The organism is Micromonospora sp. NBC_00421, assembly GCF_036017915.1.
GTDB lineage: Bacteria > Actinomycetota > Actinomycetes > Mycobacteriales > Micromonosporaceae > Micromonospora.
The window spans coordinates 3970393-3996003 of record NZ_CP107929.1 but is presented as its reverse complement, the minus strand read 5'-3'; the positions used below and the strand labels follow the sequence as shown (position 1 = coordinate 3996003).

Here is a 25611-nt window from a genome sequence, read left to right as displayed (position 1 = left end):
CGCACCGCACCGTCCCGCTCAGCAGGCGTACGCCTCCAGCCGCTGCGCCCGCTCCGGGTCGCGCAGCTTGAGCAGGGTGACCTTCTCGATCTGCCGGATCCGCTCCCGGGACAGGCCGAACTCCTTGCCGACCTCGTCGAGGGTGCGCTGCCGGCCGTCGTCCAGGCCGAACCGGAGCCGGATCACCGCCTGCTCCCGCTGGGAGAGGGTGGCCAGCACGATGCTCACCTCGTTGCGTAGTTCGCCGTTGGTGGTGGCGTCGCCGGGCTCGGTGCGCGGGTCCACCGAGGCGACGAAGTCGCCGAGCGCGCTCTCGCCGTCCTCGCCGACGGCCTGGTCGAGGCTGACCGGCTCCCGGTCGTACGAGATCAGCTCGATGACCTGGAACTCGGGGATCTCCATCGCCCGCGCCACCTCGGAGACGACGGGCTCGCGGCCCAGCTTGACCGAGAGCTCGCGGCGGACCCGGACCATCCGGTTGACCTGCTCGACCATGTGCACCGGGATGCGGATGGTGCGGGCCTGGTCGGCCATCGCCCGGGTGATCGCCTGCCGGATCCACCAGGTGGCGTACGTGGAGAACTTGTAACCCTTGGCGTAGTCGAACTTCTCGACCGCGCGGATCAGGCCGAGGTTGCCCTCCTGGATCAGGTCGAGGAAGGCCATCCCCCGCCCGGTGTACCGCTTGGCGATGCTGACCACCAGCCGCAGGTTCGCCTCCAGCAGGTGGTCCTTGGCGGCGCGGCCCTGCCGGGCGATCAGTGCGAGGTCTGCGTGCAGGTCATCGGAGACGGGGGTGCACGTCGACAGCTTCTCCTCGGCGAACAGCCCGGCCTCGATCCGTTTGGCCAGCTCGACCTCCTGGGCCGCGGTGAGCAGCTTCGTCCGGCCGATGCCGTTGAGGTAGGCCCGGACCAGGTCGGTGGAGACCCCGCGCTCGTCGGTGGCGTCCAGGTCGGTGAGGGCGTCGGTGCCGTGCTCGGCGTCGATGGTGGTGGCCGGGCGCGTCTGGTTATCGATCATCTGCAGGGCCATCTCTGTGTCTCCCCGTCTCCGCTTTCCGTGTCGCGTACCGGCGCCATCGGCTCCGGTGATGAACAGCTTTCCAATCAGGGCGTGAAACGGGGGTGAGGCGATCGGGGACCCGACAGCAATCCGGTCGGATGCGGGGTGTCGGCCGAAGTGGGTCTTGCCAGGTCCGGCTACCGTGCCAGCGGTCGGCCACCGGGGTCGGCAATGCGACAGGCAATGGAGGACGTGGTGGTCTTCAAGCGGCTCATGCAGTCGATGGGGGTGGGCGGTCCGTCGGTGGAGACCGTGCTCGCCAACCCGAACTGCCGTCCGGGCGGGGTGCTGGAGGGGCGGGTGCACGTGGCGGGCGGCGACCACGCCACCGACATCGAGTACGTGGCGCTCGGCCTGCTCACCCGGGTCGAGGTGGAGGGCGCCGACTCCGAGTACGAGACCACGCAGGAGTTCGCCAGGCAGCAGATCACCGGGCGGTTCCGGCTGGAGGCCGGGCAGCGGTACGACATCCCGTTCCGGTTCGCCGTGCCGTGGGAGACCCCGCTGACCGACCTGTACGGCCAGCGGCTGCACGGGATGACGATGGGGCTGCGTACCGAGTTGGAGGTGGCCCGCGCGGTCGACAAGGGTGACCTGGACGCGGTCTCGGTGCACCCGCTGCCGGCCCAGGAGCGGCTGCTGGAGGCGCTGCTGCGGCTGGGCTTCCGGTTCGCCCGCGCCGACGTCGAGCGCGGCCACATCTACGGCGTACGGCAGGGTCTGCCGTTCTACCAGGAGATCGAGTTCTACCCGGCCCCGCAGTACGCCGGGGCGATCAACCAGCTGGAGGTCACCTTCGTCACCGACCCGCACCAGGTGCAGGTGGTGCTGGAGATGGACAAACGGGGTGGCCTGTTCACCGAGGGCCGGGACGCCTTCGGCCGGTTCACCGTCGACCACGCCACCGCCGACCGCACCGACTGGGCCGCCCAACTCGACGGCTGGCTCCGCCAGTCCCTCCACCGCCGCGGCCTCTTCACCTGACCTCCCGCCCACCCACCCCGTCTCGCCCTCCCCGCCCCCCTCCCCGCCTCCCCCCTCCCCGCCTCCCCGCGCCCCTGCCCCGCCCACCCCCGCGCCCCCGCCCCGCCCCGGTGATCAAGAGGTTTACGTCAAAACGAAGATCAAAGTTGACGTAAACCTCTTGATCACCGGGGGCAGGACGGGGCTGGGGCGGGGCAGGGGCAGGGGCAGGGGCAGGGGCGGGGTGGGTGGGGCGGGGTGGGTGGGTTACAGGTCCAGGAGGAGGGTGCGGGGGCCGGTGTTGACGCTCTCGACGAGCATGTGGGTGCGGAAGCGGCCGGTCTCGACCGTCGCGCCCCGGGCGCGCAGCGCCTCGACCACGGCGGTGACCAGGGGTTCGGCCGTCTCGGCGGGGGCGGCGGCGGTCCAGCTCGGTCGGCGACCCTTGCGGGCGTCGCCGTAGAGGGTGAACTGGCTGACCACCAGGATCGGGGCACCGGTGTCGGCGGCGCTGCGTTCGTCGTCGAGGATGCGCAGCTCGTGCACCTTGCGGGCCATCGTCCCGGCCAGCTCGGGGGTGTCGGTGTGGGTGATGCCCAGCAGCACCAGCAGACCGTCGGTGATCGCGCCGACCACCTCGCCGTCGACCGTGACGCTGGCGCGGCCGACGGTCTGCACCACCGCCCGCATCAGTCGGTCACCGGCTCGACGATGCCCCGCTCGACCAGGTGCGCCACGATCGGGCCGGCCGCCTCGGCCAACTCGTCGACGGTGACGTCGTGTGCGGCGGCGAGCAGGGCGAGCTGGTCGCGCAGCGGCAGCCGCCCGTCGCAGCCGCCGACCAGGGCCAGCACCAGCGGGTCGACCTCTTCGCTCCAGCGCAGCCCGTGCGGCATGGTCAGGACCTGCCGGTCGACCGCCCAGCCCTCGTCGCCGATCGTCGCCTCCTGCCGCAGTTGCAACCCGCGGGCGGCCCGGTAGCGCGCGGCGAGCAGGCCGTCGACGCCCCGGTCCCGTACGAGGTCCTGCCTGTCGAACCAGGCGGTGACCTGGTCGCCCAGCGGAGGTTCGACCCGCTGCCGCAGGTCCTCCACCCGCACTGTCGGGTCTTCGTGGCCACCCCGGCGCAGCGAGACGATGCCGAAGCCGATCGCCTCGACCTTGTGCGCGTCGAACCAGTCCAGCCAGGCCGCCGCCCGGTGCGGGTCGGCCGCCTCGCCGACGTCGGTCAGCCACAGGTGCACGTACGCCATCGGGTCGGCGACCTCGCGCTGGATCACCCAGGCGTCCAGGCCGGTGCCGGCGAACCAGCCGGTCACCCGCTCCGCCCAGTCCTCCCCGGCGACGTGTACCCAGTTGGCCAGGTACTGCATGGTCCCGCCCTCGGTGAGCAGGCCCGGCGCGGCGGCGGCCAGCTCGGCGCCGATCGCGTCGCCGACCCGGCCGGAGTCCCGGTAGACGTGGGTGGTGGTGCCCGGCCCGACCACGAACGGCGGGTTGCTGACCACCAGGTCGAACCGCCGGCCGGCCACCGGGGCGACCAGGTCGCCGCGCACCAGTTCCCAGTCCTGCCCGTTGAGGGCGGCGGTGGTGGCGGCGAAGCGCAGTGCCCGCTCCGACACGTCGGTGGCGGTGACCTGCCGGGCGTGGGTGGCCAGGTGCAGGGCCTGTACGCCGGAGCCGGTGCCCAGGTCCAGCGCGGTGCCGACAGGGCGGCGTACGGTCGCCCCGATCAGGGTCTGGGTGGCCCCGCCGATGCCGAGCACGTGTTCGCTGTGCAGCGCTCGACCCGGGCGGGCGCTGGCCGGCACGTCGGCGAGCACCCACCAGGTGTCCCCGTACGGCTCCAGGTCCACCCCGGCGCGCAGGCCGTCGCCGTACGGCTCGACCAGGCCGGCGGCGACCGCCTCGGCGAGGTCGAGCGGGGCGAGCGCGGCGGCGACCGCCGCTTCGGGTTCGGTCTGGTCGCAGACGAACACCCGGATCAGGGTGGCCAGCGCGTCCCGGTCCTCGGTGGCCCGCAACGCGGCCCGGAAGTCGTTGCGGGCCACCCCGCCGGTGGCCTGCGGCCCGAGCCGGCCGGCGATGCCGTTGGCGGTGAAGTCGGCGCGGGTGAGCGCGGTACGCAGCGCGTCGACGCCGGCGGGGGAGAGCAGCATGTCGTAACGGTCCACCCCGTCATCCTGCCTGGTGCGGAGGCGTCCGGTGGCGGGCACCCGGGACATCCATAACACCAGCTCAATCCCCTGGCCGTTATCTCTGTTACGTGTGTCGATGTCTGGTTAGCATTCCCCCAACATCAGTCGATGGGACGTTCGGACGGCCCCGCCTGTCCGGTCGTACCCGGTAGGGAGTTCAGACGATGTCCGATGTGTCCGTCCCCCGACGTCGCGCGATCCGCGCGGTCGCCGTCGCGGCCGCCGCCGCGGCCTTCTCCGTCGCCGCCGGTGCCCCCGCCCTCGCCGCCCCCACCGGTCAGATCCGCTACGACTCCGCGCCGGGCGCGATCAGCGGCAGCTACCTGGTCGTGCTCAAGGGCGACGCTGTCGGCGCCGCCAACAGCCGCGCCGCCCACACCGCCGTGCCGGACCGCGCCGCCAGCCTCACCAAGCGGTACGGCGGAAACGTCGCCGACGTCTACAGCGCCGCGCTCACCGGCTTCAGCGCGAAGATGAGCGCCAGCCAGGCCCGCCGGCTCGCCGCCGACCCGGCGGTGGCCTACGTGGAGCAGGACCGGGTGCTTACCGTCCAGGCGACCCAGACCAACCCGCCGTCCTGGGGCCTGGACCGGATCGACCAGCGCAACCTGCCGCTGAACTCCAGCTACACCTACCCGAACACGGCCACCAACGTGCGGGCGTACATCATCGACACCGGCATCCGGACCACCCACACCGACTTCGGCGGGCGGGCCACCTGGGGCACCAACACGGTCGACTCCAACAACACCGACTGCAACGGCCACGGCACCCACGTCGCCGGCACCGTCGGCGGCACCAAGTACGGTGTGGCCAAGGGCGTCCGGCTGATCGCGGTGAAGGTGCTCAACTGCGCCGGCAGCGGCAGCACCACCGGTGTGGTCAACGGCGTCAACTGGGTGACCGCCAACGCGGTCAAGCCGGCGGTGGCCAACATGAGCCTCGGCGGCGGGGCCAGCACCGCCCTCGACAACGCGGTGGCCAACTCGATCAGCTCGGGCGTCACGTACGCGCTGGCGGCCGGCAACTCCAGCGCCAACGCCTGCAACTCCTCGCCGGCACGGGTCGCCTCGGCGATCACCGTCGGCGCCACCACCAGCACCGACGCGCGGGCCTCCTACTCCAACTACGGCACCTGCGTCGACCTCTTCGCCCCCGGGTCGAGCATCACGTCGTCCTGGAACACCAACGACAGCGCCACCAACTCGATCAGCGGCACCTCGATGGCGTCCCCGCACGTCGCCGGCGCCGCCGCCCTGGTCCTGTCGGCCAACCCCTCCTACACCCCCGCCCAGGTGGCCAGCTCCCTGACCGGCAGCGCCACCACCGGCGTGGTGACCAACCCCGGCTCGGGCTCGCCGAACCGGCTGCTCTTCGTGGTGAACTGACGCGACCTCACCTGCGGCCCGGTGGACACCAGTGGTGTTCGCCGGGCCGCGCCGCGTCGAGGGGGCAGGATGGGGGGATGACGTTCTCGTTGCCCATCGACGGCGAGGCCAACCGGCTGCTGGAACGCAGCCCGCTGGCCCTGCTGACGGGGATGCTTCTCGACCAGCAGGTGCCGATGGAGAAGGCTTTCTCGTCGCCGTACGTGCTCGCCCAGCGGCTGGGTCACGACCCGGACGCCCGGGAGTTGGCCGACTACGACCCGCAGGCGCTGGTGGCGGTCTTCACCGGTCCACCCGCACTGCACCGCTTCCCCAAGGCGATGGCCGGCCGGGTGCAGGAGCTGTGCCGGATCCTGGTCGACAGGTACGACGGCGACGCCGGCCGGCTCTGGGCCGACGTCACCGACGGGCGGGAACTGCTGCGCCGGATCGTCGACCTGCCCGGCTTCGGCACCCAGAAGGCGCAGATCCTCGTCGCCCTGCTCGGCAAGCGGTACGGGGTCCGGCCGGACGGCTGGCGGGAGGCCGCCGGCGGCTACGGCGACCCGGACGCGTACCGGTCGGTCGCCGACGTCACCGACGCGGAGTCGCTGCGCCGGGTACGCGAGTACAAACAGCAGGCCAAGGCGGCGGCGAAGGCCGGGTGAGGGGTCAGAGCGGCGGCGAAGGCCGGGTGAGGGGTCAGAGCGGCGGCGAAGAACGGCGCGGGGCCGGCGCGGCGGCGAAGGCCGGCGGCGGCTGACGCAACCGGGGTCGCTGCGGCTCGTCGAGATCCGCGACAGCGGCGACGGCGGGCGATGGCGGACGACGCACGTCAGGTGCGGTCACCCAGGCGACGCGCGGTCGGGTACGGGTGCCTCAGGCGGCGGTGGGGCGGGAGAGCGCGGCGAGCGCCCGGCGCACGTCGGCGAGCGAGACGGTGGCCGAGTCGTCCAGGTCGGCCAGGCCCGCCTCGATCCACTGCCGCATCAGCGTGGTGACCCCGATGCCGCGGGCCTCCGCCACCGACCGGACCCGCTCGTAGGTGTCCATCGGCAGGCGTACCGAGCGGCTGACCATCGGCACGTCGGTGTCGGGGGCGGGCAGCTCCACCGGCTGACTGTCGTCGATCAGCTCGGCGAACGTGTCGTCGCCGTCGTGGAATCGCTTGATGGCCTCGTTACGGTTCATCGCCGTCGCCTCCTCATCGGCGCGTTCTCCGCACGGTCTCGTCGTAGCGCTTGGCCTCGACATCGCTCAGTTCGCGGGCGGAGAGGACGTCCCAGTCGTGGTCGGTGCCGTCGGCCTCGGCGAGCAGGACGGCCAGCCGTCGGCCGCGACGGTTCGCGGCGTAGACGACCGTCAGGTCCTCGCCGAGGTGCCGGATCACCCGGCGGGTGCTGTGCAGCGCCTCCCAGACTTCCCCGGGGGTGACGTCGTAGACCCGCAGGTTGGTCAACGCCTCGTCGGTGAAGCTGAACCGGCTGCCCACCCGCGCAGCGTACCACGCACGTAACACGCGAGATGGTATGCGCCGATTTTCGCTGATCAAGGTGGTGCGGTGACAGGATGGGGGCAATCCCCTCAGGAGGTCCATGGTGAAGCGTCAGGCGTACCAGCCGATTCTGATCACCGACGCCTCGCGTAGCCAGGACGACCAGCTCACCAGCCGACAGAAGCGGTACGTGCTGATGATGGGCATCCGGGTGGCCTGCGTGATCGCCGGAGCGGTCCTGGTCGGCACGAAGGCCCCGCTGCTCTGGCTCTGGCTGCCCCTGGTGGCGCTGGGCATGATCCTCATTCCCTGGCTGGCGGTGCTGCTCGCCAACGACCGTCCGCCCAAGGAGGAGCACCGGCTCGCCAACCGGTTCCAGCCCCGCCACCGCGACGAGACCCCGCCGATGAGCCTCACCGCCGAGGAACGCCCGCACCGGGTCATCGACGTCGAGCCCTGACCACGGCTCCCGGCGCAGGCGTCCACCACCGCTACCCTGCTGCCGCCTCCGGGGCGGGGCGGGCACCCACCGTGGAGACCGCCAGCGCGCCGAGGTCGGCGGCGCGGGTCAGCGCGGCACGCGGTTTCGCGCCGGCCGTCCAGGCGGTGAGCAGGCCCGCCGCGAAGGCGTCCCCGGCGCCGGTGACGTCCACCACCGCGACCCGCAGCGAGGGGACCACCCCGATCGTCGCCCGCCGGTCCACCCAGATCGCGCCCGCACCACCGCGCTTCACCACCACCCGCCGGGCCGCCGCCGACAACGCCCGCGCCTGTGCCGCCGGGTCCAGCCCGCCGGCCAGCACGCTCGCCTCGTCCGCGTTGACGAGCAGCAGGTCGACGTCGCGTACCCAGGACAGGAAGGCCGCCGCGCCGATCCGCCGCAGCGGTGCGGCGGAGGCCGCGTCGACGCTGGTGGTCAGCCCCCGCTCGCGGGCCGCGGCCAACGCCCGCAGCCCGGCCGGTCGCGACCCGGCATCCAGCAGGCAGTACGCCGACAGGTGCAGGTGGGTCGCGTCGGGCAGCGTCGCCACAGCCCGGTCGACGTGTCCGACGGTCAGCCGCAGGTTGGCCCCCCGCTCGGTGACCATGGTCCGTTCGGCGGCGGTGGCCAGCACGATCACCGTCCCGGTGGTGGCCCTTGCGTGCACCTCGATCGCGCAGTCCACCCCGGCCCGCTCCAACTCGGCCACCCGGTCCCGGCCGGCGCTGTCGTCGCCGACCGCACCGACCAACGTCACAGGTGCGTGCTGGGCGGCGATCCAGGCGGCGGTGTTGGCCGCCTGACCACCACCGGTGACCCTGATCGTCGCCGGGGTGTCCGAACCGGTGGCCAACGGCCCGGCCAGCACCGCCACCACGTCGGTGATCAGGTCGCCGACCACCACGATCCGGCCCGGACCGGTCATGCCGTGCCGTGCCGGGCCGACGCGACCGCGATCCGGGCGGCCAGGTCGGCGTTGCGCAGGATGATCCGCACGTTGACCGCCAGGCTGGCACCCTCGGTGGCCGAGTGGAAGTAAGCCAGCAGGAACGGGGTGACCGCCTTGCCGGTGACCCCGTCGCGGCCCAACCGGGCCAGCCCCTCGGTGAGGGTCCGGTCGTGCAGCGCCGGGTCGAGCTGCTCGTCGACCGGAAGCGGGTTGGCCACGATCAGCCCGCCGCGGTGCACGCCGTGCTGCTCCCGGGCGGCCAGCACCTCGGCGACCTGCTCGGGGGACTCCACCGACCAGTCCAGGTCGAAGCCGGCGTCGGTCAGGTAGAACCCGGGGAAGCGCCGGGTGCGGTAGCCGAGCACCCCGACACCGAGGGTCTCCAGCCGCTCCAGGGTTGCCCCGACGTCGAGGATCGACTTGACCCCGGCACAGACCACCGCGATCGGGGTACGGGCCAGGGTGACCAGGTCGGCCGACTCGTCGAAGGTCTGCGCCGCCTCCCGGTGCACCCCGCCCAGCCCTCCGGTGGCGAAGACGCCGATCCCCAGGGCGGCGGCCACCGCGCTGGTGGCGGCGACGGTGGTGGCCCCGTCCGCGCCGGTGGCAGCGGCCACCGCGAGGTCGCGGACGGAGAGTTTCGCCACCCCGTCGACGGTGGCGAGGCGGGTCAGTTGGGCATCGTCGAGGCCGACGACGAGTTCGCCGCCGACCATGCCGATGGTGGCGGGGACGGCGCCGGCGTCGCGTACCGTCTGCTCGATCTCCCGGGCGACCCGCAGGTTGTCCGGTCGGGGCAGACCGTGCGAGACGATGGTGCTCTCCAGGGCGACGACGGGACGGCCGTCACGCAGGGCGGCGGCGACCTCGGTGCCAGGGCGGATGTGGAAGGTGGTCACGTCGGCTACCGTAACGGCCACCATCGGGGTGGGCTGCGGTGGACCGGACCCGGTCGACCTGCCAAACTTGGGCAGTTGGAGGTGTGACTGTGAGTACAGAGGTTCTTGAGCGTCCGGAGTTGAAGGACGCCGACACCGGTCCCGAGATGTTCCACTACGTGCGCAAGGAGAAGATCGCCGAGAGTGCCGTGATGGGCACCTACGTGGTGGCGCTCTGCGGCGAGACGTTCCCGGTGACCAAGGCCGCCAAGCCCGGCTCGCCGGTCTGCCCCAAGTGCAAGGAGATCTACGACTCGTACCGCGAGTGATCCCGGGCGGTCCGGCGGACCGCCCGGCGTACCCTTCGGCGGTGTGACCACCTCCACCGCCCTGCTCCTGGCCGACCTGACCGGGGTGGCCGTCTTCGCCGCCTCCGGGGCCTCCGCGGCGGTGGCCAAGCGGCTCGACCTGTTCGGCGTCGTCTTCGTCGGGTTCGTCGCCGCGCTCGGCGGCGGGATCGTCCGCGACCTGGTCATCGACGAGGTCCCACCGCTCGCCTTCGCCGACTGGCGGTATGCCGCCACCGCCGCGGTCACCGCGACCGCCGTGTTCTGGCTGCACCCACAGCTCGCCCGGCTGCGCACCACCGTGCTGGTGCTGGACGCCGCCGGCCTGGGCCTGTTCACCGTCACCGGCACGCTCAAGGCGCTCGACGCCCGGGTGCCGGCGGTCGGTGCCGTGGTGATCGGCATGCTCACCGCGATCGGCGGCGGCCTCGGCCGCGACCTGCTCACCGCCGAGATACCGGTGGTGCTGCGCCGGGAGATCTACGCCGTCGCCGCGCTCGCCGGATCGATCATGGTGGTGCTGCTGGCGGGGCTGGGGTACGCCGGGGCGGGCGGGCTGACCGCCGCGGCGCTGCTGGTCTTCGCCCTGCGCCTGGTGGCGCTACGGCGGCGCTGGTCGGCCCCGGTGGCGACGATGCACCCCCCGGACACCGGTCCCGGCCGCCCCCGCTTCTGATCCGCCTTTCCGCCGCCGCCTGTGATCCACTTCTCGTGACGGCGCTGGTCGGGGCGACGGGCGTGGTGTCGACTGGGGTTGCCGGCCCCGGCTGGTTATGCTGGGCCGGCCTTCGCGGCATTCTCTGCGCGGAGGCGTTTTCATGGGCGGCGGAACCGTGGCCCTCGGCCCGGATCCGCCTCGGTGCGGTCGGAGAGGAGCCTCGGGTGGCACCCCGGTTGCCGGCATTGGAGACGTTCCCACCCCTGCGTGCCTGGCAGCGCAAGGCGATGGTGGAATACCTGCGCCGTCGTACCGACGATTTCACGGCGGTGGCGACCCCCGGCGCCGGCAAGACCACCTTCGCCCTGCGCATCGCCGCCGAGCTGCTCGTCGACGGCACCGTCGAGGCGGTCACCGTGGTCGCCCCCACCGAGCACCTGAAGACCCAGTGGGCCGAGGCCGCGGCCCGGGTCGGCATCCAGCTCGACTCCGCGTTCCGCAACGCCGACCTGCACTCCGCCGCCGACTTCCACGGCGCGGTCGTCACCTACGCCCAGGTCGGGATGGCCCCGCAGGTCCACCGGCGACGCACGATGACCCGACGCACCCTGGTCATCCTCGACGAGATCCATCACGCCGGCGACTCCCGTTCGTGGGGCGACGGGGTCAAGAACGCCTTCGAACCCGCGGTACGCCGGCTGATGCTCACCGGCACGCCGTTCCGCTCCGACGACAACCCGATTCCGTTCGTCACCTACGAGCGGGGCGGCGACGGGCTGCTGCGGTCCCGCGCCGACTCGGTGTACGGCTACTCCGACGCGCTGCGCGACGGGGTCGTCCGTCCGGTGCTGTTCCTGGCGTACTCGGGGGAGACCCGGTGGCGGACCAACGCCGGGGACGAACTGGCGGCGCGGCTCGGCGAGCCGATGACCCAGGATCTCGTCGCCCAGGCCTGGCGGACCGCCCTCGACCCGGCCGGGGACTGGATGCCGCAGGTGCTCCGGGCGGCCGACGCCCGGCTGACCGTGCTGCGCAACGCCGGAATGGCCGACGCCGGTGGCCTGATCATCGCCAGCGACCAGCAGAACGCCCGCTCCTACGCCAAGCTGATCGAGCAGGTGACAGGCGAGAAGGCCACCGTGGTCCTCTCCGACGACCAGGGGGCGTCCGCCCGGATCGCGACGTTCGCGGCGTCCGTGCAGCGGTGGCTGGTGGCGGTCCGGATGGTCTCCGAGGGCGTCGACATCCCCCGGCTGGCGGTCGGGGTGTACGCCACCAGCGCCAGCACCCCGCTCTACTTCGCCCAGGCCATCGGCCGGTTCGTCCGGGCCCGACGGTCCGGCGAGACCGCCTCGGTCTTCGTACCGAGCGTGCCACACCTGCTCGGCCTGGCCAGCGAGATGGAGGCCGAGCGGGACCACGTGCTCGGCAAGCCCAAGGACCGGGAGGGCTTCGACGACGAGCTGCTGGAGCGGGCCCAGCGCGACGACCAGGCCAGCGGCGAGCTGGAGAAGCGGTTCACCGCGCTCTCCGCGACCGCCGAACTGGACCAGGTGATCTTCGACGGGGCGTCCTTCGGCACCGCCGCCCAGGCCGGCACCCCGGAGGAGGAGGAGTACCTCGGGCTGCCCGGTCTGCTCACCGCCGCCCAGGTGTCGCAGTTGCTGACCAAGCGCCAAGCCGACCAGCTCGCCGCGCAGCGCCGGCGGGCAGCCGTCCGGGCCGCTGAGCCGGCCGCTACGGCCCCCGCCGCGCCCGTGGTGCCCCTGAGTGCCGCCCAGCGCCGGGTCGCGCTACGGCGTCAACTGAACGCCCTGGTGGCCGCCCGGCACCACCGCACCGGACTGCCCCACGGCAAGATCCACGCGGAACTACGCCGACTCTGCGGCGGCCCCCCCAGCGCCCAGGCCACCATCGAACAGCTAGAAGAACGCATAGCCACCCTCCAAACCCTCTAGCCCCACCCCACCCCACCCCACCCCACCCCACCCCACCCCACCCCTCCGCTCCAGCCTCCCGCCCCGGCGTCCCCGCCGTCCCCGGCGTCCCCGGCGTCCCCGGTGATCAAGAGGTTTTGGTCAGCAAACGGCGATCCGATGCCCTAAACCTCTTGATCACCGGGTCTGGCGGTGGGTGGGGGTGGGGGGCAGGTGGGTGGGAAAAGCAGGCCGGAGGCACCCATCGGGTGCCTCCGGCCTGCTTATGTCGTACGGGTTGGGGATTCAGTTCGCCATCAGATCGGCGCCACGCCAGCTGAACTCCGGGTCCGTCGCGAACTTCACCGTGATCTTCACGAGATCCTCGGCGTACTTGTTCGCGTGGTGCCCACAGAACACCAACTCGCTCCCACCCGCCAGAGTGATGCGGAGCTTGCCGGCAGCATTGCAGCGGTCGCACCGTTCATCGGCGGCTGGGGGCGCCACCGTTGCGGGCGGCGGCGTGAGGGTCGGGGTCATCGCCTTCCTCCTCTGGTCGTCACCGATGAACACTCTCTTCGGTCGTTGCTCACTCATCGTGCAACACCCTTACCGGGCCACGCCTTCCCAGTGTGCCCGCGGGGGACCGAGGTCACACCTGGCGGGAAGGACAGTGTGCCGTGCACCCAGGGTGCCACGTCAACGATCACAAACACGTATTGGACCGGTCACCTTCGAATGTTCTACGGCTGGTGATCAAACCGACACGACGGGTTGACGTACCGGCTTAGTCCAGGTAGTCCCGAAGGACCTGGGAGCGCGACGGGTGTCGGAGTTTGGACATCGTCTTGGATTCGATCTGCCGGATCCGTTCCCGGGTCACCCCGTAGACCTGGCCGATCTCGTCGAGAGTACGCGGCTGACCGTCGGTCAGGCCGAAGCGCAGCCGGACCACTCCCGCCTCCCGTTCGGAGAGCGTCTGGAGCACCTGCTGGAGCTGATCCTGCAACAGGGAGAACGAGACGGCGTCGACGGCGACGACGGCCTCCGAGTCCTCGATGAAGTCACCGAGCTGGCTGTCGCCCTCGTCGCCGATGGTCTGGTCGAGCGAGATGGGCTCCCGAGCGTACTGCTGGATCTCCAGCACCTTCTCGGGTGTGATGTCCATCTCCTTGGCCAGCTCCTCCGGGGTGGGCTCGCGGCCCAGGTCCTGGAGCAGCTCGCGCTGGATCCGGCCGAGCTTGTTGATCACCTCGACCATGTGCACCGGGATGCGGATGGTGCGGGCCTGGTCGGCCATCGCCCGGGTGATCGCCTGCCGGATCCACCAGGTGGCGTACGTGGAGAACTTGTAGCCCTTGGTGTAGTCGAACTTCTCGACCGCGCGGATCAGGCCGAGGTTGCCCTCCTGGATCAGGTCGAGGAAGGCCATCCCCCGCCCGGTGTACCGCTTGGCCAGCGAGACGACCAGCCGGAGGTTCGCCTCCAGCAGGTGGTTCTTGGCGCGCTCACCGTCCCGCGAGATCCAGAGCAGATCGCGCTGCATGTCGCGGGTGAGCTTCTCCTCGCCCTCCTCGGCGGCGCGCAGCCGCTCGGCGGAGTAGAGCCCGGCCTCGATCCGCTTGGCCAGCTCGACCTCCTGCTCGGCGTTGAGCAGCGGGACCTTGCCGATCTGCTTGAGGTACGCCCGGACCGAGTCGGCGGAGGCGGTGAGTTCGGCGTCCCGTCGTGCCTGCTTGAGCGCCTCGGACTCCTCGTCGTCCCACTCGAAGTCGTTGTCGGTGGCGGAGGCGGCGGCGTCGGTCTCGGCGGCCCGGGTCAGCTCGGCCGGCTCCTCGACCACCACGTCCTCGATCTCGGCGGCCAGTTGCTCGGGGTCGATCTCCCCCTCGGCACCCTCGCCCTTGACCTTGGTGGCGGTCTTGCCGGCCCCGGCGGCGGCCACTGTCGCCTTGGTGGCCCGGGTGGACTTCGTCGCCTTGGCGGCCGGCACGGCTGCCTTGGCGGCCACCCCCGCGGTGGTGGCCGCCTTCCGGGGGGCTGCCTTGCGGGGGGCGGGTGTCGTGGCATCTTCGGCGGAGGGCGCCTGCTTCGGGGCCGGCGCGGCCGCCTTCTTGGTGGTCTTGGCGGTGGTGGCCCGCGAGGCCGGGGTGGCCGAACGCGCGGCGGCCACCCGACGGGGACGGGTGCTGGCGGAGCCGTCGACCACCACGGTCACGCCCGCCTCGGAGAGCGCCCGCAGGATCTTCTTGGCCTGGGCCGGGGTCACCTCGGCGGTTTCGACGGTGCGCGCGAGCTGGGCCGACGTCAACTGGCCGCCGGCGCTCTGGGCGTGGGCGATCAGGGTGTCGGTGAGCGAGCGAACGTCGGCGCCGGGCTGGCGGGGTTCTGTCACGAATGACCTTCCGGAGGCGAAGAGCGAGCACGGCCGGGGTCGTCCGGCGCAGCGTGGCGTGCCGTGCCGTGCGATGTCGTTGAGTGACCCCCGTGTCCCGGGCCGGCTGTGCGGCGGCGGTCCGTGGCGCGTGGGCAGGGTGAATTGTAACCCCGGTTGCCGCGATCATCCTGCGGCGCACGGCAACCGGTGGTCTGTACCGCCGATTCGGCAACTATGTCGGCTTTGTGGCTACCCTGTCGGCCCTGGTCCGCAGACCCGCCCAGCAGCCGTCTGATCCCGTCACGACCTGCCCCGTAACGCCGCCCGCACCCAGACCGGATCTTGCCTATGCTGGCCGGGCGAGATCAGCGACACGGAGCCGGCACGCGTGTCGCACCGGGCCGGTCGGTCGCGCCGAGGTCGTTGTCGATCGTCTTCGGGAGCCGGGTCGGCCGGGCCGCCGCGGTGGCGAGCCTGGGAGTCTCGGTCTGGTGCGTCCTGTGCCCGCAGGGCGGCGTGAAAGGGGCAGATGTGACGACCGGTTCGACGCCGACCTCGCGGGAGCTACTGGAGATCGCGATCACGGTGGCCCGTGACGCTGCCGGCACCGCTGCCCGGATGTGGGCTGCCGGGGTCTCGGTCGCGGCGACCAAGAGCACCGCCACCGACGTGGTCACCGCCGCCGACCGGGCGGTGGAACGACAGGTCCTGGACGCCCTGCGCGCGGTCCGTCCGTACGACGTGGTGCTCGGCGAGGAGTACGGCGGCGCGGAGGCCGGCGCGGTCCGTGCGGGCGGGGTCCGCTGGATCGTCGACCCGATCGACGGAACTGTGAACTACCTGTACGGGCTTCCGTACTGCGCGGTCTCGCTCGCCGCCGAGGTGGACGGCGAGGTGGTCGCCGGGGTGGTCCGCAACGTGGCGACCGGCGAGGAGTGGACCGCCACCGCCGGCGGTGGCGCATGGCGCGACGGCCGGCGGCTGCGTTGCTCCGGCGAGACCGACCTGGCGCAGGCGCTGGTCGCCACCGGGTTCGGCTACGACCCCGCCCGCCGCGCACACCAGGCCCGAGTGATCGCCGGGCTGATCCACGAGGTACGGGACATCAGGCGGATGGGGGCGGCGGCGTTGGATCTCTGCCTGGCCGCCGAGGGGCGGGTCGACGTCTACTACGAGAAGGGGCTGGCCGCCTGGGACCTGGCCGCCGGGGGACTGGTCGCCGCGGAGGCCGGCCTGCGGGTGGCCGGGCTGGACGGTCAGCCGCCCGGCCCCGACCTGGTCATCGCGGCCCCGCCGGCGCTGTTCGCGCCGCTGCACACCCGGCTGGCCGCCCTGGACGCCGCCGGCGGCCCCTGACCGCCGCGCTCGCCGGACGGTCGCCCTGCCCGGCCCGCCGGACCGCCGGCCCGCCGTGGACTGTCCCGCTCACCGGACCGCCGCGCCCCGCCGTGCTCACCGAACCGCCGTGCTCGTCGGATCGAGCGGTGCGGTGGCGCTGGACGTGCTCCCGGCCCGCCGGTCGGGCTGGCCGGGCCCGCATCTGGTGACGGCTACTTGTTCTCGACCGGCATCGGGCAGGAGCCCTCCGGGGCGACGGGCGCGCCCAGGTCGCCGAGAGACTGGTTGACCTCGGTGGTGGTGGCCAACTGCTGGAAGCTGTCGCCCAGCACCACGTCGACCGTGTCGTCCTGGCGCTTGGGGTCGTAGTCCCGTTCGGCGCTGTTGAGGAAGAAGGCCCGCAGCAGGTGTGCGGAGCCGACCCCCTTGGGGCCGAAGCGCAGCAGTGCGACGCCGCCGAAGTGCGCGCCGTTGCCCTGCTTCTTGACCTGGAACTTCCGGTTGCGGAAGTCGTCCGCCACGCTGCCGGCCAGCCCCGGCTCGTTGGTGCCGTTGAGGATGTTGATCTTGACATCTTTGTAGTTGCGCAGGGACAGGTCGGCCAGCGGCCAGCCCTCGGGACACCCCCCGGCGTTGGCCCCGCTGCCCTGGGTGTCGCGGACCACGGCGACGACGACGAAGACCAGGGCGACGACCGCCAGCAGGCCGACGACAACGAGTGCTCGCACTCGCGCAAAGCTCATCTGGGTGCTCCCGGACCGTGGGTGGTGGCGGCGAACGTCGGCGGCGGGCAGCGCCGTCGGCCGTCGAGTACGCCGCTGAGGTTAACGGTTGTCCGACGGTCGCGTGGAAACAGTCCGACATGCCGGCGCGCCAACCGGGAACGGGGTACTACTACCCCTATCTTCGTGTCGCCTGAGTCACATTGGGAACATCTTCGGGCGCTGGGGCGTACATCTCTGCCGCGAGGGCGGTATACATGCCTCGCCTGGAGAGGGGTAAGGTACCGCGCTCGTCGGTGCTTGCCCCGAGGACCTCGATCCGGAGGCCGTCGGGTCGGGCGGCCGACAAACATTGGTGGCCGGCCAGTGGGAACCGAAACAGCGTCGCCCGGCGTTACAACCGGAAGCGACAACATCGATATGGGAGAGTGAAACCGATGGCCACCGACTACGACGCTCCGCGTCGCGACGAGGTCGACCTCGGCGAGGACAGCCTGGAAGAGCTCAAGGCCCGGCGGGTCGACTCACAGTCGGGTGCCGTGGACGTCGACGAGGCCGAGGTGGCCGAGAGCTTCGAGCTGCCCGGCGCCGACCTGGCCGACGAGGAGCTGACCGTGAAGGTCCTCCCGATGCAGCAGGACGAATTCCGGTGCGGGCGCTGCTTCCTGGTGCACCACCGCAGCCAGTTGGCGGTGGAGCGCAACGGCGACCTGATCTGCCGCGAGTGCGTCTGAGCACCACCACATCCAGCGGCGGCCTCCTCGCGGGGCCGCCGCTGCCCGAGCCACCGACGCCCGAGCCGCCGTGCGGGCGCGGCGGGTTGCTGCTTGACTCGTGGTACGCGTCCACCAGGCCGGTGGGAACCTCGGGAGGGCAGGCGGATGAACGAGCACGGCGAGCGGCACGGCGGGTCCGAACCGGATGGTCCGGTGTCCGACGTCGGGCCGTCCGACGCCGATGCGCCGGGCGGTACTCCGGGCGGGAGGGCGGCCCGTGCCGACGTGACGCCTCCGGACGCCCCGTGCCGACCGGACGCCCCCGCACGCCCTGCTGACGGTGCCCGTACGGACGTTTCCGGAGCGGACGCCTCCGTAGCCACCCCCGGCGCCCGCTCGGGCTCAGGCGGGCCCACAGGCGCACCTGACGCCGTCACCGGGGCGGGCGGCACCTCGGCGACCGAGGGGACGGAGCCCGGCTCCGCCGATGGCCCGTACCCCCGTTCCGGGTCGGCTGTGGTCGGCGCGGAACCGGCCGACGGGGCCGGCGACGAACTGGGCGCGACGGTGGCGGCGCTGACCGCCGACGACATCGCCCCCGCCCGCCGCCGGCAACTGCTCACCCGGCTGGTGGGGCAGGCCCGCCGCCGGGGGCTCGCCGACCTGTTCAAGCCGAGGGCTGCGCTGCGCTGGATGACCGACACGGTCGCCGACGTCGCGCCGCACATCCCCGTCCGGGACCTGGCGACCCTGCGTCGGCACTTCCCCGGACTGGACGACGAGGCGCTCGCCGACCGGCTCGTCCGCAACGCCACCCGGGCCACCGCCGGGGTGGGTGCGGCAGGCGGCGGCGTCGCCGCGGTGGAGTGGACCGTCGCCCCGACCCTGCTCTCCGCGCCGGTGCTGCTCGCCGCCGAGACGGTGGCCGTGGTGTCGATCGAGTTGAAACTCATCGGCGAGCTGCACGAGGTCTACGGCGCGCCGCTGCCCACCGGCGGCACCCCCCGGACCGTCGCCCTGGTCCAGTCCTGGGCCAGCCAGCGGGGAATCAACCCGATGGTGCCGGGCGTCGGGGTGAGCGCGGTGCTCGGCACCGCCGCCCGCAAGGAACTGCGGGACACCCTGCTCAAGCGCTTCGGCCGCAATCTGACCACGCTGGGCCCGTTCCTCACCGGGGCGGCCGTCGCCAGTTACCTCAACCGCCGGGCCACCCGGTCCCTCGCCGACCAGCTCCGCCGTGACCTGCGTAAGCAACGCCGGGAGCTGCCCGGCGGCCGACCCGCCCTGCCCTGACGCCGCCCTGCCCTGACGCCGTGCTGCTCTGACGCCGGGACGCCCCGCTGTGCTCAGGCCGCGTCGCGGGCGGCCAGCAGGGCGGCGGCCAGCTCGGTCGGCCGGCGGGAACTCACCACCCAGAACGGGGTCGGGTCGGCCGGATCGTCGAGCACCACCTGCACCGCGCCGCCGATCCACGGCCGCTGCACCACGAAGGCCAGCGGGTCCGCGCCCACCCCGAGCACCTCGCGACGGCCCTCGGCGTCGAGCGGGACGGCGTCGGCGACGTGCCGCACGGGCAGGTGGGCGTCGTCGACCCGCAGCTCACCGCCGTCGACCGCGACCCGGACCCGGCCCAGCCACCACAGCCCGGCACCGGCGGCCGGCAGCAGCAGCACGAAGGGCAGCCAGGCACGCACCCCACCCGCGCCCATCCAGAGCTCGACGGCGGCGAGCCCGGCCAGCGCCAGCCCGGCCAGCCAGCACCACCACGGCAGGCCGAGCCGCTCGGAGTACGCCGGGACGACCGCGCCGGGCGGCGTCGGCGACGACGGGGAAGGCGACAGGCTCACACCTCGAAGGGTACGGAACACGACGGCCGGCCGACCCGGCAGGATGGCAGGGCACCCCGTGAACGCCGACGGAAGAGGCAGATCGTGACCCACGTCGTACCCGTGCCCGTACGGCAGCTCGATCCGGAGCTGCCGCTGCCCGCGTACGCCCATCCCGGCGACGCCGGTGCCGACCTGGTGGCCGCCGCGGACGTCGAGCTGCCGCCCGGCGGTCGGGCCCTGGTCCCCACCGGCGTGGCGCTGGCCCTGCCGGAGGGTTACGTCGGCCTGGTCCACCCGCGTTCCGGGCTGGCCGCCAGGCTCGGCGTGACGGTGCTCAACGCGCCCGGTACGGTCGACGCCGGCTACCGGGGTGAGATCCTGGTCAACCTGATCAACCATGATCGGGACGCACCGGCGAAGATCTCCCGTGGCGATCGCATCGCGCAACTCGTTGTGCAGCGGGTGGAGCGGGTCGATTTCCAGCCGGTGGCGGTGCTGCCCGGGTCCCGACGGGGGACCGGCGGGCACGGGTCGACAGGTGGCCACGCCGGGCTCGTGCCCCCGCCCGGTGGCCCGACCGGGCCCGAGGGTGCCGGGCGGGCGGGCGAACGGACGGAAGAGGTGGCAGGGTGAGTGCGAACAGCGGAGGGTGGGCGCAGTGATCTTCTCCCGAAAGCGGGCCGAGAGCGGGCGGCACGCCCGTGACCAGCGGGCCGACGTCCTCGACTCGTACGAGACGGCGGGCCCGGCCCGTGGGCCGTACGACCTCGCCGAGGCACCGGACGACGTGCAACGGCTCGACCTGGGCAGCCTGCACATCCCGGCGGTGCCCGGGGTCGAGGTGCGGGTGCAGGCCGACCCCCAGGGGGTCGTCCAGCAGGTGGTGCTGGTGCACGGGGACAACGCCCTCCAGCTCGGCGTCTTCGCCGCGCCCCGCTCCGAGGGCATCTGGGACGAGGTGCGCGAGGAGATCCGGCAGTCGCTGATCGGCGACGGCGCCACCGCCCAGGAGGCCCAGGGTGAGTACGGCGTCGAGCTGCACGCCCGGGTGCGTACCCCGGACGGCCCGACCGACCTGCGCTTCGTCGGCATCGACGGGCCGCGCTGGATGGTCCGGGGCGTCTACCAGGGTGCCGTCGCCACCGACCCGGCCGCGGCCGGCCCGCTCGCCACCTGCCTCGACGGCCTGGTGGTCGACCGGGGGCAGGAGGCGAAGCCGGTCCGCGAGCCGCTGCCGCTGCGGCTGCCCCAGGAGATGGCGGAGCAGGCCGAGGGCGGCGACGCCTCGGCATCCGCCCCGCGCGAGACCTGACCGCCCCCGTCCGGGCCGGACGCCGTCACCCGAGGGTGGCCGCGTCCGGCCCGGACTGCTGTCCGGCGCCGGTGGTGTCCCGGCACGGGCTGCGGCCGGCGGCACCTCGGGCCGTGCGGTGGCGGGCGGGGTGGAGCGCCGGGCCGGGTTGCCTCCGGCCGGGCGGGGCGGGCGTCCGCCGAAGCCGGCCCACCGCACCGACGCCGTCGGGTGCCGATCGGCGTACGCTGGCGGCACGGTCCCGCTCCGGGGCCGGGGCAGTGCCGGTGCCGACCGGTCAGCGTGGAGAGGGTGACGCGGAGGTCATGTCGACCGACGAGAGCCGGCTGTCGCTGCGAGACATCCTGCGCCGGTTCACCGCCAGCGAGGCCGAGATCGAGGCACAGGAGCTACGCCGGGAGAGCGCCGAATCCGGTGGCGTGCTGGCCCGCCAGTGCATGCGGGGTCAGGTGGTCTCGGTCGCCGGGCGGCTCCGCACGGTGGTCTACACGCCGCGTACCAACCTGCCCACCCTGGAGGCGGACCTCTACGACGGCAGTGACGTGGTCACCCTGGTCTGGTTGGGTCGACGGCACATCGCCGGCATCGAGCCGGGTCGGCACCTCACCGCGCGGGGGCGGGTGGCCGTCCGGGACGAACGCAAGGTCATCTACAACCCGTACTACGAGCTGGAGTCGCCGAAGTGACGACGGGACAGCCCCCGGCCACCGAGCCGCAGACCACCCCGGCGGACGACGAACAGCTACCCAGCCTCGCCGAGCAGATGGCCGACCAACTGGGCGGCTGGCGCGGGCTGGTCGAGTCCAGCATCCCGGTGGTGGTCTTCGTGCTGGCCAACGTGGTCGGGGAGCTGCGACCGGCGGTGATCGCCTCGATCGGGGTGGCGCTGCTGATCGCGGTGGTCCGACTGGTCCAGCGCCGCCCGGTCCGGCACGCCGTCAACGGACTCTTCGGCATCGGGATCGGGGCGGCCATCGCCTGGCGTACCGGGGACGAACGGGACTTCTACCTCCCGGGCATCCTCTACGGCATCGGCTACGGCATCGCCCTGCTGCTCTCCGCGGTGATCCGGCAGCCCCTGGTGGGGTGGATCTGGTCGGTGCTGGTGGCCAAGGGGCGCTCCGAGTGGCGTGACGACCCCCGGCTGGTGCGCACCTTCACCCAGCTCACCATCCTCTGGGGGGTGGTGTGGCTGGCCAAGGTCGGTGTGCAGGCCGGGCTCTACCTGGCCCACCAGGACACCGCGCTGGGGGTGGCCCGGCTCGCCCTCGGCTACCCGCCGTACGCGCTGCTGCTGCTGATCACGGTCTGGACGGTGCGCCGGGTGACCCGGGAGTCCGCCCCGCAGCCGCTGCCCGGCGGCTGAGCCCACCCACCGGGCCGGCTCACCTGGACCGACTCACCTGCTGAGCCGGCTCATCTGGTGCCCCGGGTCCGCTCCACGCTGTCCGGGCCGAGGATCACCCCGCGCACCTCGTCCTCCACCTCGGCGGTGCAGACGAAGATCAGCTCGTCGCCGGCCTCGATCGGGTCGTCGGGGCTGGGCACCAGCACCCGCTTGCCGCGCAGGATCGCCACCAGCGCGGCGTCCCGTGGGATCGGCACGGCGTGGATCGGCTGGCCGACGTAGGGCGCGGTCGGCGGCAGGGTGATCTCGACCAGGTTGGCCTCGCCCTGCCGGAACGTCATCAACCGGACCAGGTCGCCGACGGTGACCGCCTCCTCGACCAGGGCGGCCATCACCCGGGGCTTGCTGACCGCCACGTCGACGCCCCACTGCTCGGTGAAGAGCCACTCGTTCTCGGCCCGGTTGACCCGGGCCACCACCCGGGGCACCGCGAACTCGGTCTTGGCCAGCAGGGACACCACCAGGTTGACCTTGTCGTCACCGGTGGCGGCGACCACCACGTCGCAGCCCGCGACGTTCGCCTCCTCCAGACTGGCCAGCTCGCAGGCGTCGGCCAGCACCCAGTCGGCGGTGGGCACCCGGTCCGGGCGCAGCATCCGGGGCTGCCGTTCGATCAGCATCACCTGGTGGCCGTTGTCGATCAGCTCCTGGGCGATCGACCGGCCCACGTTGCCGGCGCCCGCGATGGCGATCCGCATGGCTCAGTGCCCTCCTTCGGGCGGCGTCGCGGCCACCGCGGTGACCGAGGCGGCGATGTCGTCGGTGACCAGCACGTAGAGCTGGTCACCCTCCTGTACGACGCTGGACGCGGTGGGCAGCATGCCGATGCCGAACCGGGTCAGGTACGCCACCCGGGTCCCGGCCGTCTCCTCCAGTTGACGCAGCGGCCGACCGATCCAGTCCTTGTGCACCGGCACCTCGATGATCGACACGGTGCTGGTCGGGTCCCGGAAGATCTCCACGTTGCCCTCGGGGACCAGGTGGCGCAGCATCCGGTCGGCCGTCCAGCGGACGGTGGCGACGGTGGGGATGCCGAGCCGCTCGTAGACCTGGGCCCGGCGCTGGTCGTAGATCCGGGCCGCGACCCGGGAGACGCCGAACGTCTCGCGGGCCAACCGGGCCGAGATGATGTTGGAGTTGTCGCCGCTGGAGACGGCGGCGAAGGCGTCCGCCCGCTCGATGCCGGCCTGGCGCAGCACCTCGCCGTCGAAGCCGGCGCCGGTGACGGTGATCCCGGCGAAGTCGGGGCCGAGGCGGCGGAACGCGTCGGCGTCGTGGTCGATCACCGCCACCGAGTGCCCCCGGGACTCCAGGCTCTGGGCCAGCGTCGAGCCGACCCGCCCACAGCCCATGATCACGACGTGCACGGTGTCCCTCCCAAGGTGCGCCTGTGTCCCGGCGGCTGTCGTCTGCGAGCCTGCCACGTCCACCCCGCCGATGGGGGACCGAACCGTACCGCGTCGGGGCGCGGGAACGGGATCAGGCACCCCCCGGCGACCACCATCCGGTGGTCGTACCCTTAGCGCTTGTGGCCAGTCCCACCTCGCTGCTGAAGCGACTCCTCGTCGGTCGACCGTTCCGGTCGGACCGGCTCCAGCACACCCTGCTGCCCAAGCGCATCGCGCTGCCGGTCTTCGCCTCCGACGCGCTGTCCAGCGTCGCGTACGCCCCGGACGAGATCCTGCTGACCCTCTCCATCGCCGGGGCGTCGGCCTTCCTGTTCTCCCCCTGGATCGCCCTCGCGGTGGTCGTGGTCATGCTGACCGTGGTGGCCAGCTACCGGCAGAACGTGCACGCCTACCCCTCGGGCGGCGGGGACTACGAGGTGGCCACGGTCAACCTCGGCCCCCGGGCCGGGCTGGCGGTGGCCAGCGCGCTGCTCGTCGACTACGTGCTGACCGTCGCCGTGTCGGTCTCCTCCGGCGTGGCCAACCTCGGTTCGGTGGTGCCCTTCGTGGCCACCCACAAGGTGCTGATCGCGGTGACCGCGGTGGTGCTGCTGACCGCGATGAACCTGCGCGGGCTGCGCGAATCCGGCACCGCGTTCGCCATCCCGACCTACGGCTTCGTGATCGTCATCGGCGGGATGATCGTCACCGGGCTGGTCCGCTACTTCGTCCTCGGCGACGACCTGCGGGCCCCCAGCGCCGGGCTGGAGATCCAGGCGGAGCACAGCGTCACCGGCTTCGCGCTCGTCTTCCTGCTGCTGCGCACCTTCTCCTCCGGCTGCGCGGCGCTGACCGGGGTCGAGGCGATCTCCAACGGGGTGCCGGCGTTCAAGGCCCCGAAGAGCCGCAACGCCGCCACCACGCTGCTGCTGCTCGGCACCATCTCGGTCGCCATGCTGGTCGGCATCATCTGGCTGGCCCGGCTGACCGGCCTCCAGTTCGTCGAGGACCCGAACACGCAGATCCTCTCCGGCCCCGACGGGTACGTGCAGAAGACCGTCACCACCCAGCTCGGCGAGACCGTCTTCGGCGGCGGGTCGGTGCTGCTCTACGTGGTCGCCGGGATGACCGCCCTGATCCTCTTCCTGGCCGCCAACACCGCGTTCAACGGGTTCCCGGTGCTCGGCTCGATCCTCGCCCAGGACCGCTACCTGCCCCGGCAGCTGCACACCCGGGGCGACCGGCTGGCCTTCTCCAACGGCATCGTCTTCCTCGCCGTCTTCGCCATCGTGCTGATCGTCGGCTTCCAGGCCGAGGTTACCCGGCTGATCCAGCTCTACATCGTCGGCGTCTTCGTCTCGTTCACGCTCTCCCAGGCCGGCATGATCCGGCACTGGAACCGGCACCTGCGCACCGAGCGGGATCCGGAGGCACGTCGCCGGATCTTCCGCTCCCGGGCGATCAACGCGTTCGGCATGGCGATGACGGGCACCGTGCTGGTCATCGTGCTGATCACCAAGTTCCTGCTCGGCGCGTGGATCGCCATCGCCGCGATGGCGGTCATCTACCTGCTGATGCTGGCCATCCGGCGGCACTACGACCGGATCGCCGCCGAGCTGGAACCCACCGAGGTACGCGGGGTGCTGCCCGCCCGCAACCACGCCATCGTGCTGGTCAGCAAGCTGCACCAACCGACCCTGCGGGCCATCGCCTATGCCCGCGCCACCCGGCCGGACACGCTGACCGCGGTCACCGTCAACGTGGACGACAAGGACACCCGGCAGCTCCAGCAGGAGTGGGAGCGGCGCGAACTGCCGGTGCCGCTGACCGTCGTCGACTCGCCCTACCGGGAGATCACCCGGCCGATCCTGAGCTTCGTGGCCAACACCCGCCGGGAGTCGCCCCGCGACGTGGTCACCGTCTTCATCCCCGAGTACGTCGTCGGCCACTGGTGGGAGAACCTGCTGCACAACCAGAGCGCGTTGCGGCTCAAGGGCCGGCTGCTCTTCGAGCCGGGCGTGATGGTGACCAGCGTGCCCTGGCAGTTGGCCTCCACCGCGACCAAGAACCTCGACCGGCTGGACGAGACGCTGAGTCGTACCCCCGCCCGGGGCCCCCGGGTCGCGCCCCGCAGTACCCTGCCCCCGCCCGCGCCGCCCGGCGAGCCCGGCCCGTCGACCGGAGACCGCCCGTGACCGCCCACC

At 72.6% G+C, this 25611-nt stretch carries 28 protein-coding genes; 15 read left to right on the top strand and 13 right to left on the bottom strand.

Annotation, left to right across the window (positions count from 1 at the left end; all coding sequences use genetic code 11):
• Window positions 1-18 precede the first annotated feature (18 nt).
• Window positions 19-1035: an RNA polymerase sigma factor SigB gene (gene sigB, locus OHQ87_RS16485; RefSeq protein ID WP_442930468.1), complete on the bottom strand. Its 1017-nt coding sequence runs from the start codon at window positions 1033-1035 to the stop codon at window positions 19-21.
• Window positions 1036-1260: 225 nt separating this feature from the next.
• On the opposite strand from sigB, the gene OHQ87_RS16480 reads away from it, so the two are divergent.
• Window positions 1261-2049: a sporulation protein gene (locus tag OHQ87_RS16480; RefSeq protein ID WP_328348880.1), complete on the top strand. Its 789-nt coding sequence runs from the start codon at window positions 1261-1263 to the stop codon at window positions 2047-2049.
• A 246-nt stretch (window positions 2050-2295) separates the two neighbouring features.
• Here OHQ87_RS16480 and dtd read toward each other — a convergent pair whose 3' ends face one another.
• Window positions 2296-2718: a D-aminoacyl-tRNA deacylase gene (gene dtd, locus OHQ87_RS16475; RefSeq protein ID WP_328338805.1), complete on the bottom strand. Its 423-nt coding sequence runs from the start codon at window positions 2716-2718 to the stop codon at window positions 2296-2298.
• Window positions 2718-4202 carry a DUF7782 domain-containing protein gene (locus OHQ87_RS16470; protein ID WP_328338803.1) on the bottom strand — a complete coding sequence of 495 codons (1485 nt, stop codon included), beginning with the start codon at window positions 4200-4202 and terminating at the stop codon, window positions 2718-2720. The genes dtd and OHQ87_RS16470 overlap by 1 nt, the downstream gene beginning before the upstream one ends.
• Before the next feature lie 188 nt (window positions 4203-4390).
• Between OHQ87_RS16470 and OHQ87_RS16465 the strand changes: the two genes are divergently transcribed.
• Window positions 4391-5614: a S8 family peptidase gene (locus OHQ87_RS16465; RefSeq protein WP_328338802.1), complete on the top strand. Its 1224-nt coding sequence runs from the start codon at window positions 4391-4393 to the stop codon at window positions 5612-5614.
• 77 nt (window positions 5615-5691) lie between these two features.
• A complete protein-coding gene (locus OHQ87_RS16460; protein ID WP_328338801.1) occupies window positions 5692-6261 on the top strand; it encodes an HhH-GPD-type base excision DNA repair protein in 570 nt (189 codons plus the stop codon).
• Window positions 6262-6472: 211 nt separating this feature from the next.
• Here OHQ87_RS16460 and OHQ87_RS16455 read toward each other — a convergent pair whose 3' ends face one another.
• Window positions 6473-6784: a hypothetical protein gene (locus OHQ87_RS16455; protein ID WP_328338799.1), complete on the bottom strand. Its 312-nt coding sequence runs from the start codon at window positions 6782-6784 to the stop codon at window positions 6473-6475.
• Window positions 6785-6797: 13 nt separating this feature from the next.
• Complete coding sequence (locus OHQ87_RS16450; RefSeq protein WP_328338798.1) at window positions 6798-7085, bottom strand: hypothetical protein; 288 nt, start codon at window positions 7083-7085, stop codon at window positions 6798-6800.
• Between the two features lie 103 nt (window positions 7086-7188).
• Here OHQ87_RS16450 and OHQ87_RS16445 point away from each other — a divergent pair, with 103 nt between their 5' ends.
• Window positions 7189-7548 (top strand): DUF3099 domain-containing protein, encoded by a 360-nt coding sequence (locus tag OHQ87_RS16445; protein ID WP_328338796.1) that lies wholly within the window; start codon window positions 7189-7191, stop codon window positions 7546-7548.
• A 31-nt stretch (window positions 7549-7579) separates the two neighbouring features.
• Here the strand turns inward: OHQ87_RS16445 and OHQ87_RS16440 are convergent, their stop codons facing one another.
• Together OHQ87_RS16440 and OHQ87_RS16435 are read right to left on the bottom strand one after the other, a co-directional pair.
• Window positions 7580-8494, bottom strand: a complete 915-nt coding sequence (locus OHQ87_RS16440; RefSeq protein WP_328338794.1) for a carbohydrate kinase family protein — start codon at window positions 8492-8494, stop codon at window positions 7580-7582.
• Window positions 8491-9417 (bottom strand): pseudouridine-5'-phosphate glycosidase, encoded by a 927-nt coding sequence (locus tag OHQ87_RS16435; protein ID WP_328338792.1) that lies wholly within the window; start codon window positions 9415-9417, stop codon window positions 8491-8493. The genes OHQ87_RS16440 and OHQ87_RS16435 overlap by 4 nt, the downstream gene beginning before the upstream one ends.
• An 83-nt stretch (window positions 9418-9500) precedes the next feature.
• Here OHQ87_RS16435 and OHQ87_RS16430 point away from each other — a divergent pair, with 83 nt between their 5' ends.
• The 3 genes from OHQ87_RS16430 (at window position 9501) to OHQ87_RS16420 (ending at window position 12359) form a co-directional block, all read left to right on the top strand.
• Window positions 9501-9725, top strand: coding sequence for a DUF3039 domain-containing protein (locus OHQ87_RS16430; protein ID WP_176739083.1), 225 nt, complete (start codon window positions 9501-9503; stop codon window positions 9723-9725).
• Between the two features lie 43 nt (window positions 9726-9768).
• On the top strand, window positions 9769-10419 hold the full coding sequence (locus OHQ87_RS16425) for a trimeric intracellular cation channel family protein (RefSeq protein WP_328338788.1): 651 nt from the start codon (window positions 9769-9771) through the stop codon (window positions 10417-10419).
• A gap of 206 nt (window positions 10420-10625) precedes the next feature.
• A complete protein-coding gene (locus OHQ87_RS16420; RefSeq protein ID WP_328338786.1) occupies window positions 10626-12359 on the top strand; it encodes a DEAD/DEAH box helicase in 1734 nt (577 codons plus the stop codon).
• A gap of 264 nt (window positions 12360-12623) precedes the next feature.
• Here OHQ87_RS16420 and OHQ87_RS16415 read toward each other — a convergent pair whose 3' ends face one another.
• Together OHQ87_RS16415 and OHQ87_RS16410 are read right to left on the bottom strand one after the other, a co-directional pair.
• Entirely contained in the window at window positions 12624-12857 is a 234-nt protein-coding gene (locus OHQ87_RS16415) for a DUF7455 domain-containing protein (RefSeq protein WP_328348879.1), read from the bottom strand.
• A 247-nt stretch (window positions 12858-13104) separates the two neighbouring features.
• Window positions 13105-14712 (bottom strand): RNA polymerase sigma factor, encoded by a 1608-nt coding sequence (locus OHQ87_RS16410; protein WP_328338784.1) that lies wholly within the window; start codon window positions 14710-14712, stop codon window positions 13105-13107.
• A 513-nt stretch (window positions 14713-15225) separates the two neighbouring features.
• Between OHQ87_RS16410 and OHQ87_RS16405 the strand changes: the two genes are divergently transcribed.
• Window positions 15226-16050, top strand: coding sequence for an inositol monophosphatase family protein (locus tag OHQ87_RS16405; protein WP_328338782.1), 825 nt, complete (start codon window positions 15226-15228; stop codon window positions 16048-16050).
• Between the two features lie 194 nt (window positions 16051-16244).
• Here OHQ87_RS16405 and OHQ87_RS16400 read toward each other — a convergent pair whose 3' ends face one another.
• Window positions 16245-16760, bottom strand: a complete 516-nt coding sequence (locus OHQ87_RS16400; RefSeq protein WP_328338780.1) for a LytR C-terminal domain-containing protein — start codon at window positions 16758-16760, stop codon at window positions 16245-16247.
• 431 nt (window positions 16761-17191) lie between these two features.
• On the opposite strand from OHQ87_RS16400, the gene OHQ87_RS16395 reads away from it, so the two are divergent.
• Both OHQ87_RS16395 and OHQ87_RS16390 read left to right on the top strand, forming a co-directional pair.
• On the top strand, window positions 17192-17488 hold the full coding sequence (locus OHQ87_RS16395) for a DUF4193 domain-containing protein (protein WP_067315205.1): 297 nt from the start codon (window positions 17192-17194) through the stop codon (window positions 17486-17488).
• A 498-nt stretch (window positions 17489-17986) separates the two neighbouring features.
• Window positions 17987-18763: a hypothetical protein gene (locus OHQ87_RS16390; protein WP_328338774.1), complete on the top strand. Its 777-nt coding sequence runs from the start codon at window positions 17987-17989 to the stop codon at window positions 18761-18763.
• 53 nt (window positions 18764-18816) lie between these two features.
• Here OHQ87_RS16390 and OHQ87_RS16385 read toward each other — a convergent pair whose 3' ends face one another.
• Window positions 18817-19317, bottom strand: a complete 501-nt coding sequence (locus OHQ87_RS16385; RefSeq protein WP_442930466.1) for a DUF3093 domain-containing protein — start codon at window positions 19315-19317, stop codon at window positions 18817-18819.
• An 84-nt stretch (window positions 19318-19401) separates the two neighbouring features.
• Here OHQ87_RS16385 and dut point away from each other — a divergent pair, with 84 nt between their 5' ends.
• From dut to OHQ87_RS16365, 4 genes are all read left to right on the top strand, one after another.
• Window positions 19402-19932 (top strand): dUTP diphosphatase, encoded by a 531-nt coding sequence (gene dut / locus OHQ87_RS16380; protein WP_328338772.1) that lies wholly within the window; start codon window positions 19402-19404, stop codon window positions 19930-19932.
• 25 nt (window positions 19933-19957) lie between these two features.
• Complete coding sequence (locus tag OHQ87_RS16375; RefSeq protein ID WP_328338770.1) at window positions 19958-20611, top strand: DUF3710 domain-containing protein; 654 nt, start codon at window positions 19958-19960, stop codon at window positions 20609-20611.
• Window positions 20612-20916: 305 nt separating this feature from the next.
• The gene (locus OHQ87_RS16370; RefSeq protein ID WP_328338768.1) at window positions 20917-21297 is read left to right on the top strand and encodes an OB-fold nucleic acid binding domain-containing protein; all 381 of its coding nucleotides are present in this window, start codon (window positions 20917-20919) and stop codon (window positions 21295-21297) included.
• Complete coding sequence (locus OHQ87_RS16365; RefSeq protein ID WP_328338766.1) at window positions 21294-21977, top strand: DUF3159 domain-containing protein; 684 nt, start codon at window positions 21294-21296, stop codon at window positions 21975-21977. Before OHQ87_RS16370 ends, OHQ87_RS16365 begins: the two co-directional genes overlap by 4 nt.
• A gap of 50 nt (window positions 21978-22027) precedes the next feature.
• On the opposite strand, the gene OHQ87_RS16360 is transcribed toward OHQ87_RS16365, so the two are convergent.
• Complete coding sequence (locus tag OHQ87_RS16360) at window positions 22028-22717, bottom strand: potassium channel family protein (RefSeq protein ID WP_328338764.1); 690 nt, start codon at window positions 22715-22717, stop codon at window positions 22028-22030.
• Between the two features lie 3 nt (window positions 22718-22720).
• Window positions 22721-23386: a potassium channel family protein gene (locus OHQ87_RS16355; protein WP_328338762.1), complete on the bottom strand. Its 666-nt coding sequence runs from the start codon at window positions 23384-23386 to the stop codon at window positions 22721-22723.
• Window positions 23387-23547: 161 nt separating this feature from the next.
• Here OHQ87_RS16355 and OHQ87_RS16350 point away from each other — a divergent pair, with 161 nt between their 5' ends.
• On the top strand, window positions 23548-25602 hold the full coding sequence (locus tag OHQ87_RS16350) for an APC family permease (protein WP_328338761.1): 2055 nt from the start codon (window positions 23548-23550) through the stop codon (window positions 25600-25602).
• The last annotated feature ends 9 nt before the right edge of the window (window positions 25603-25611 follow it).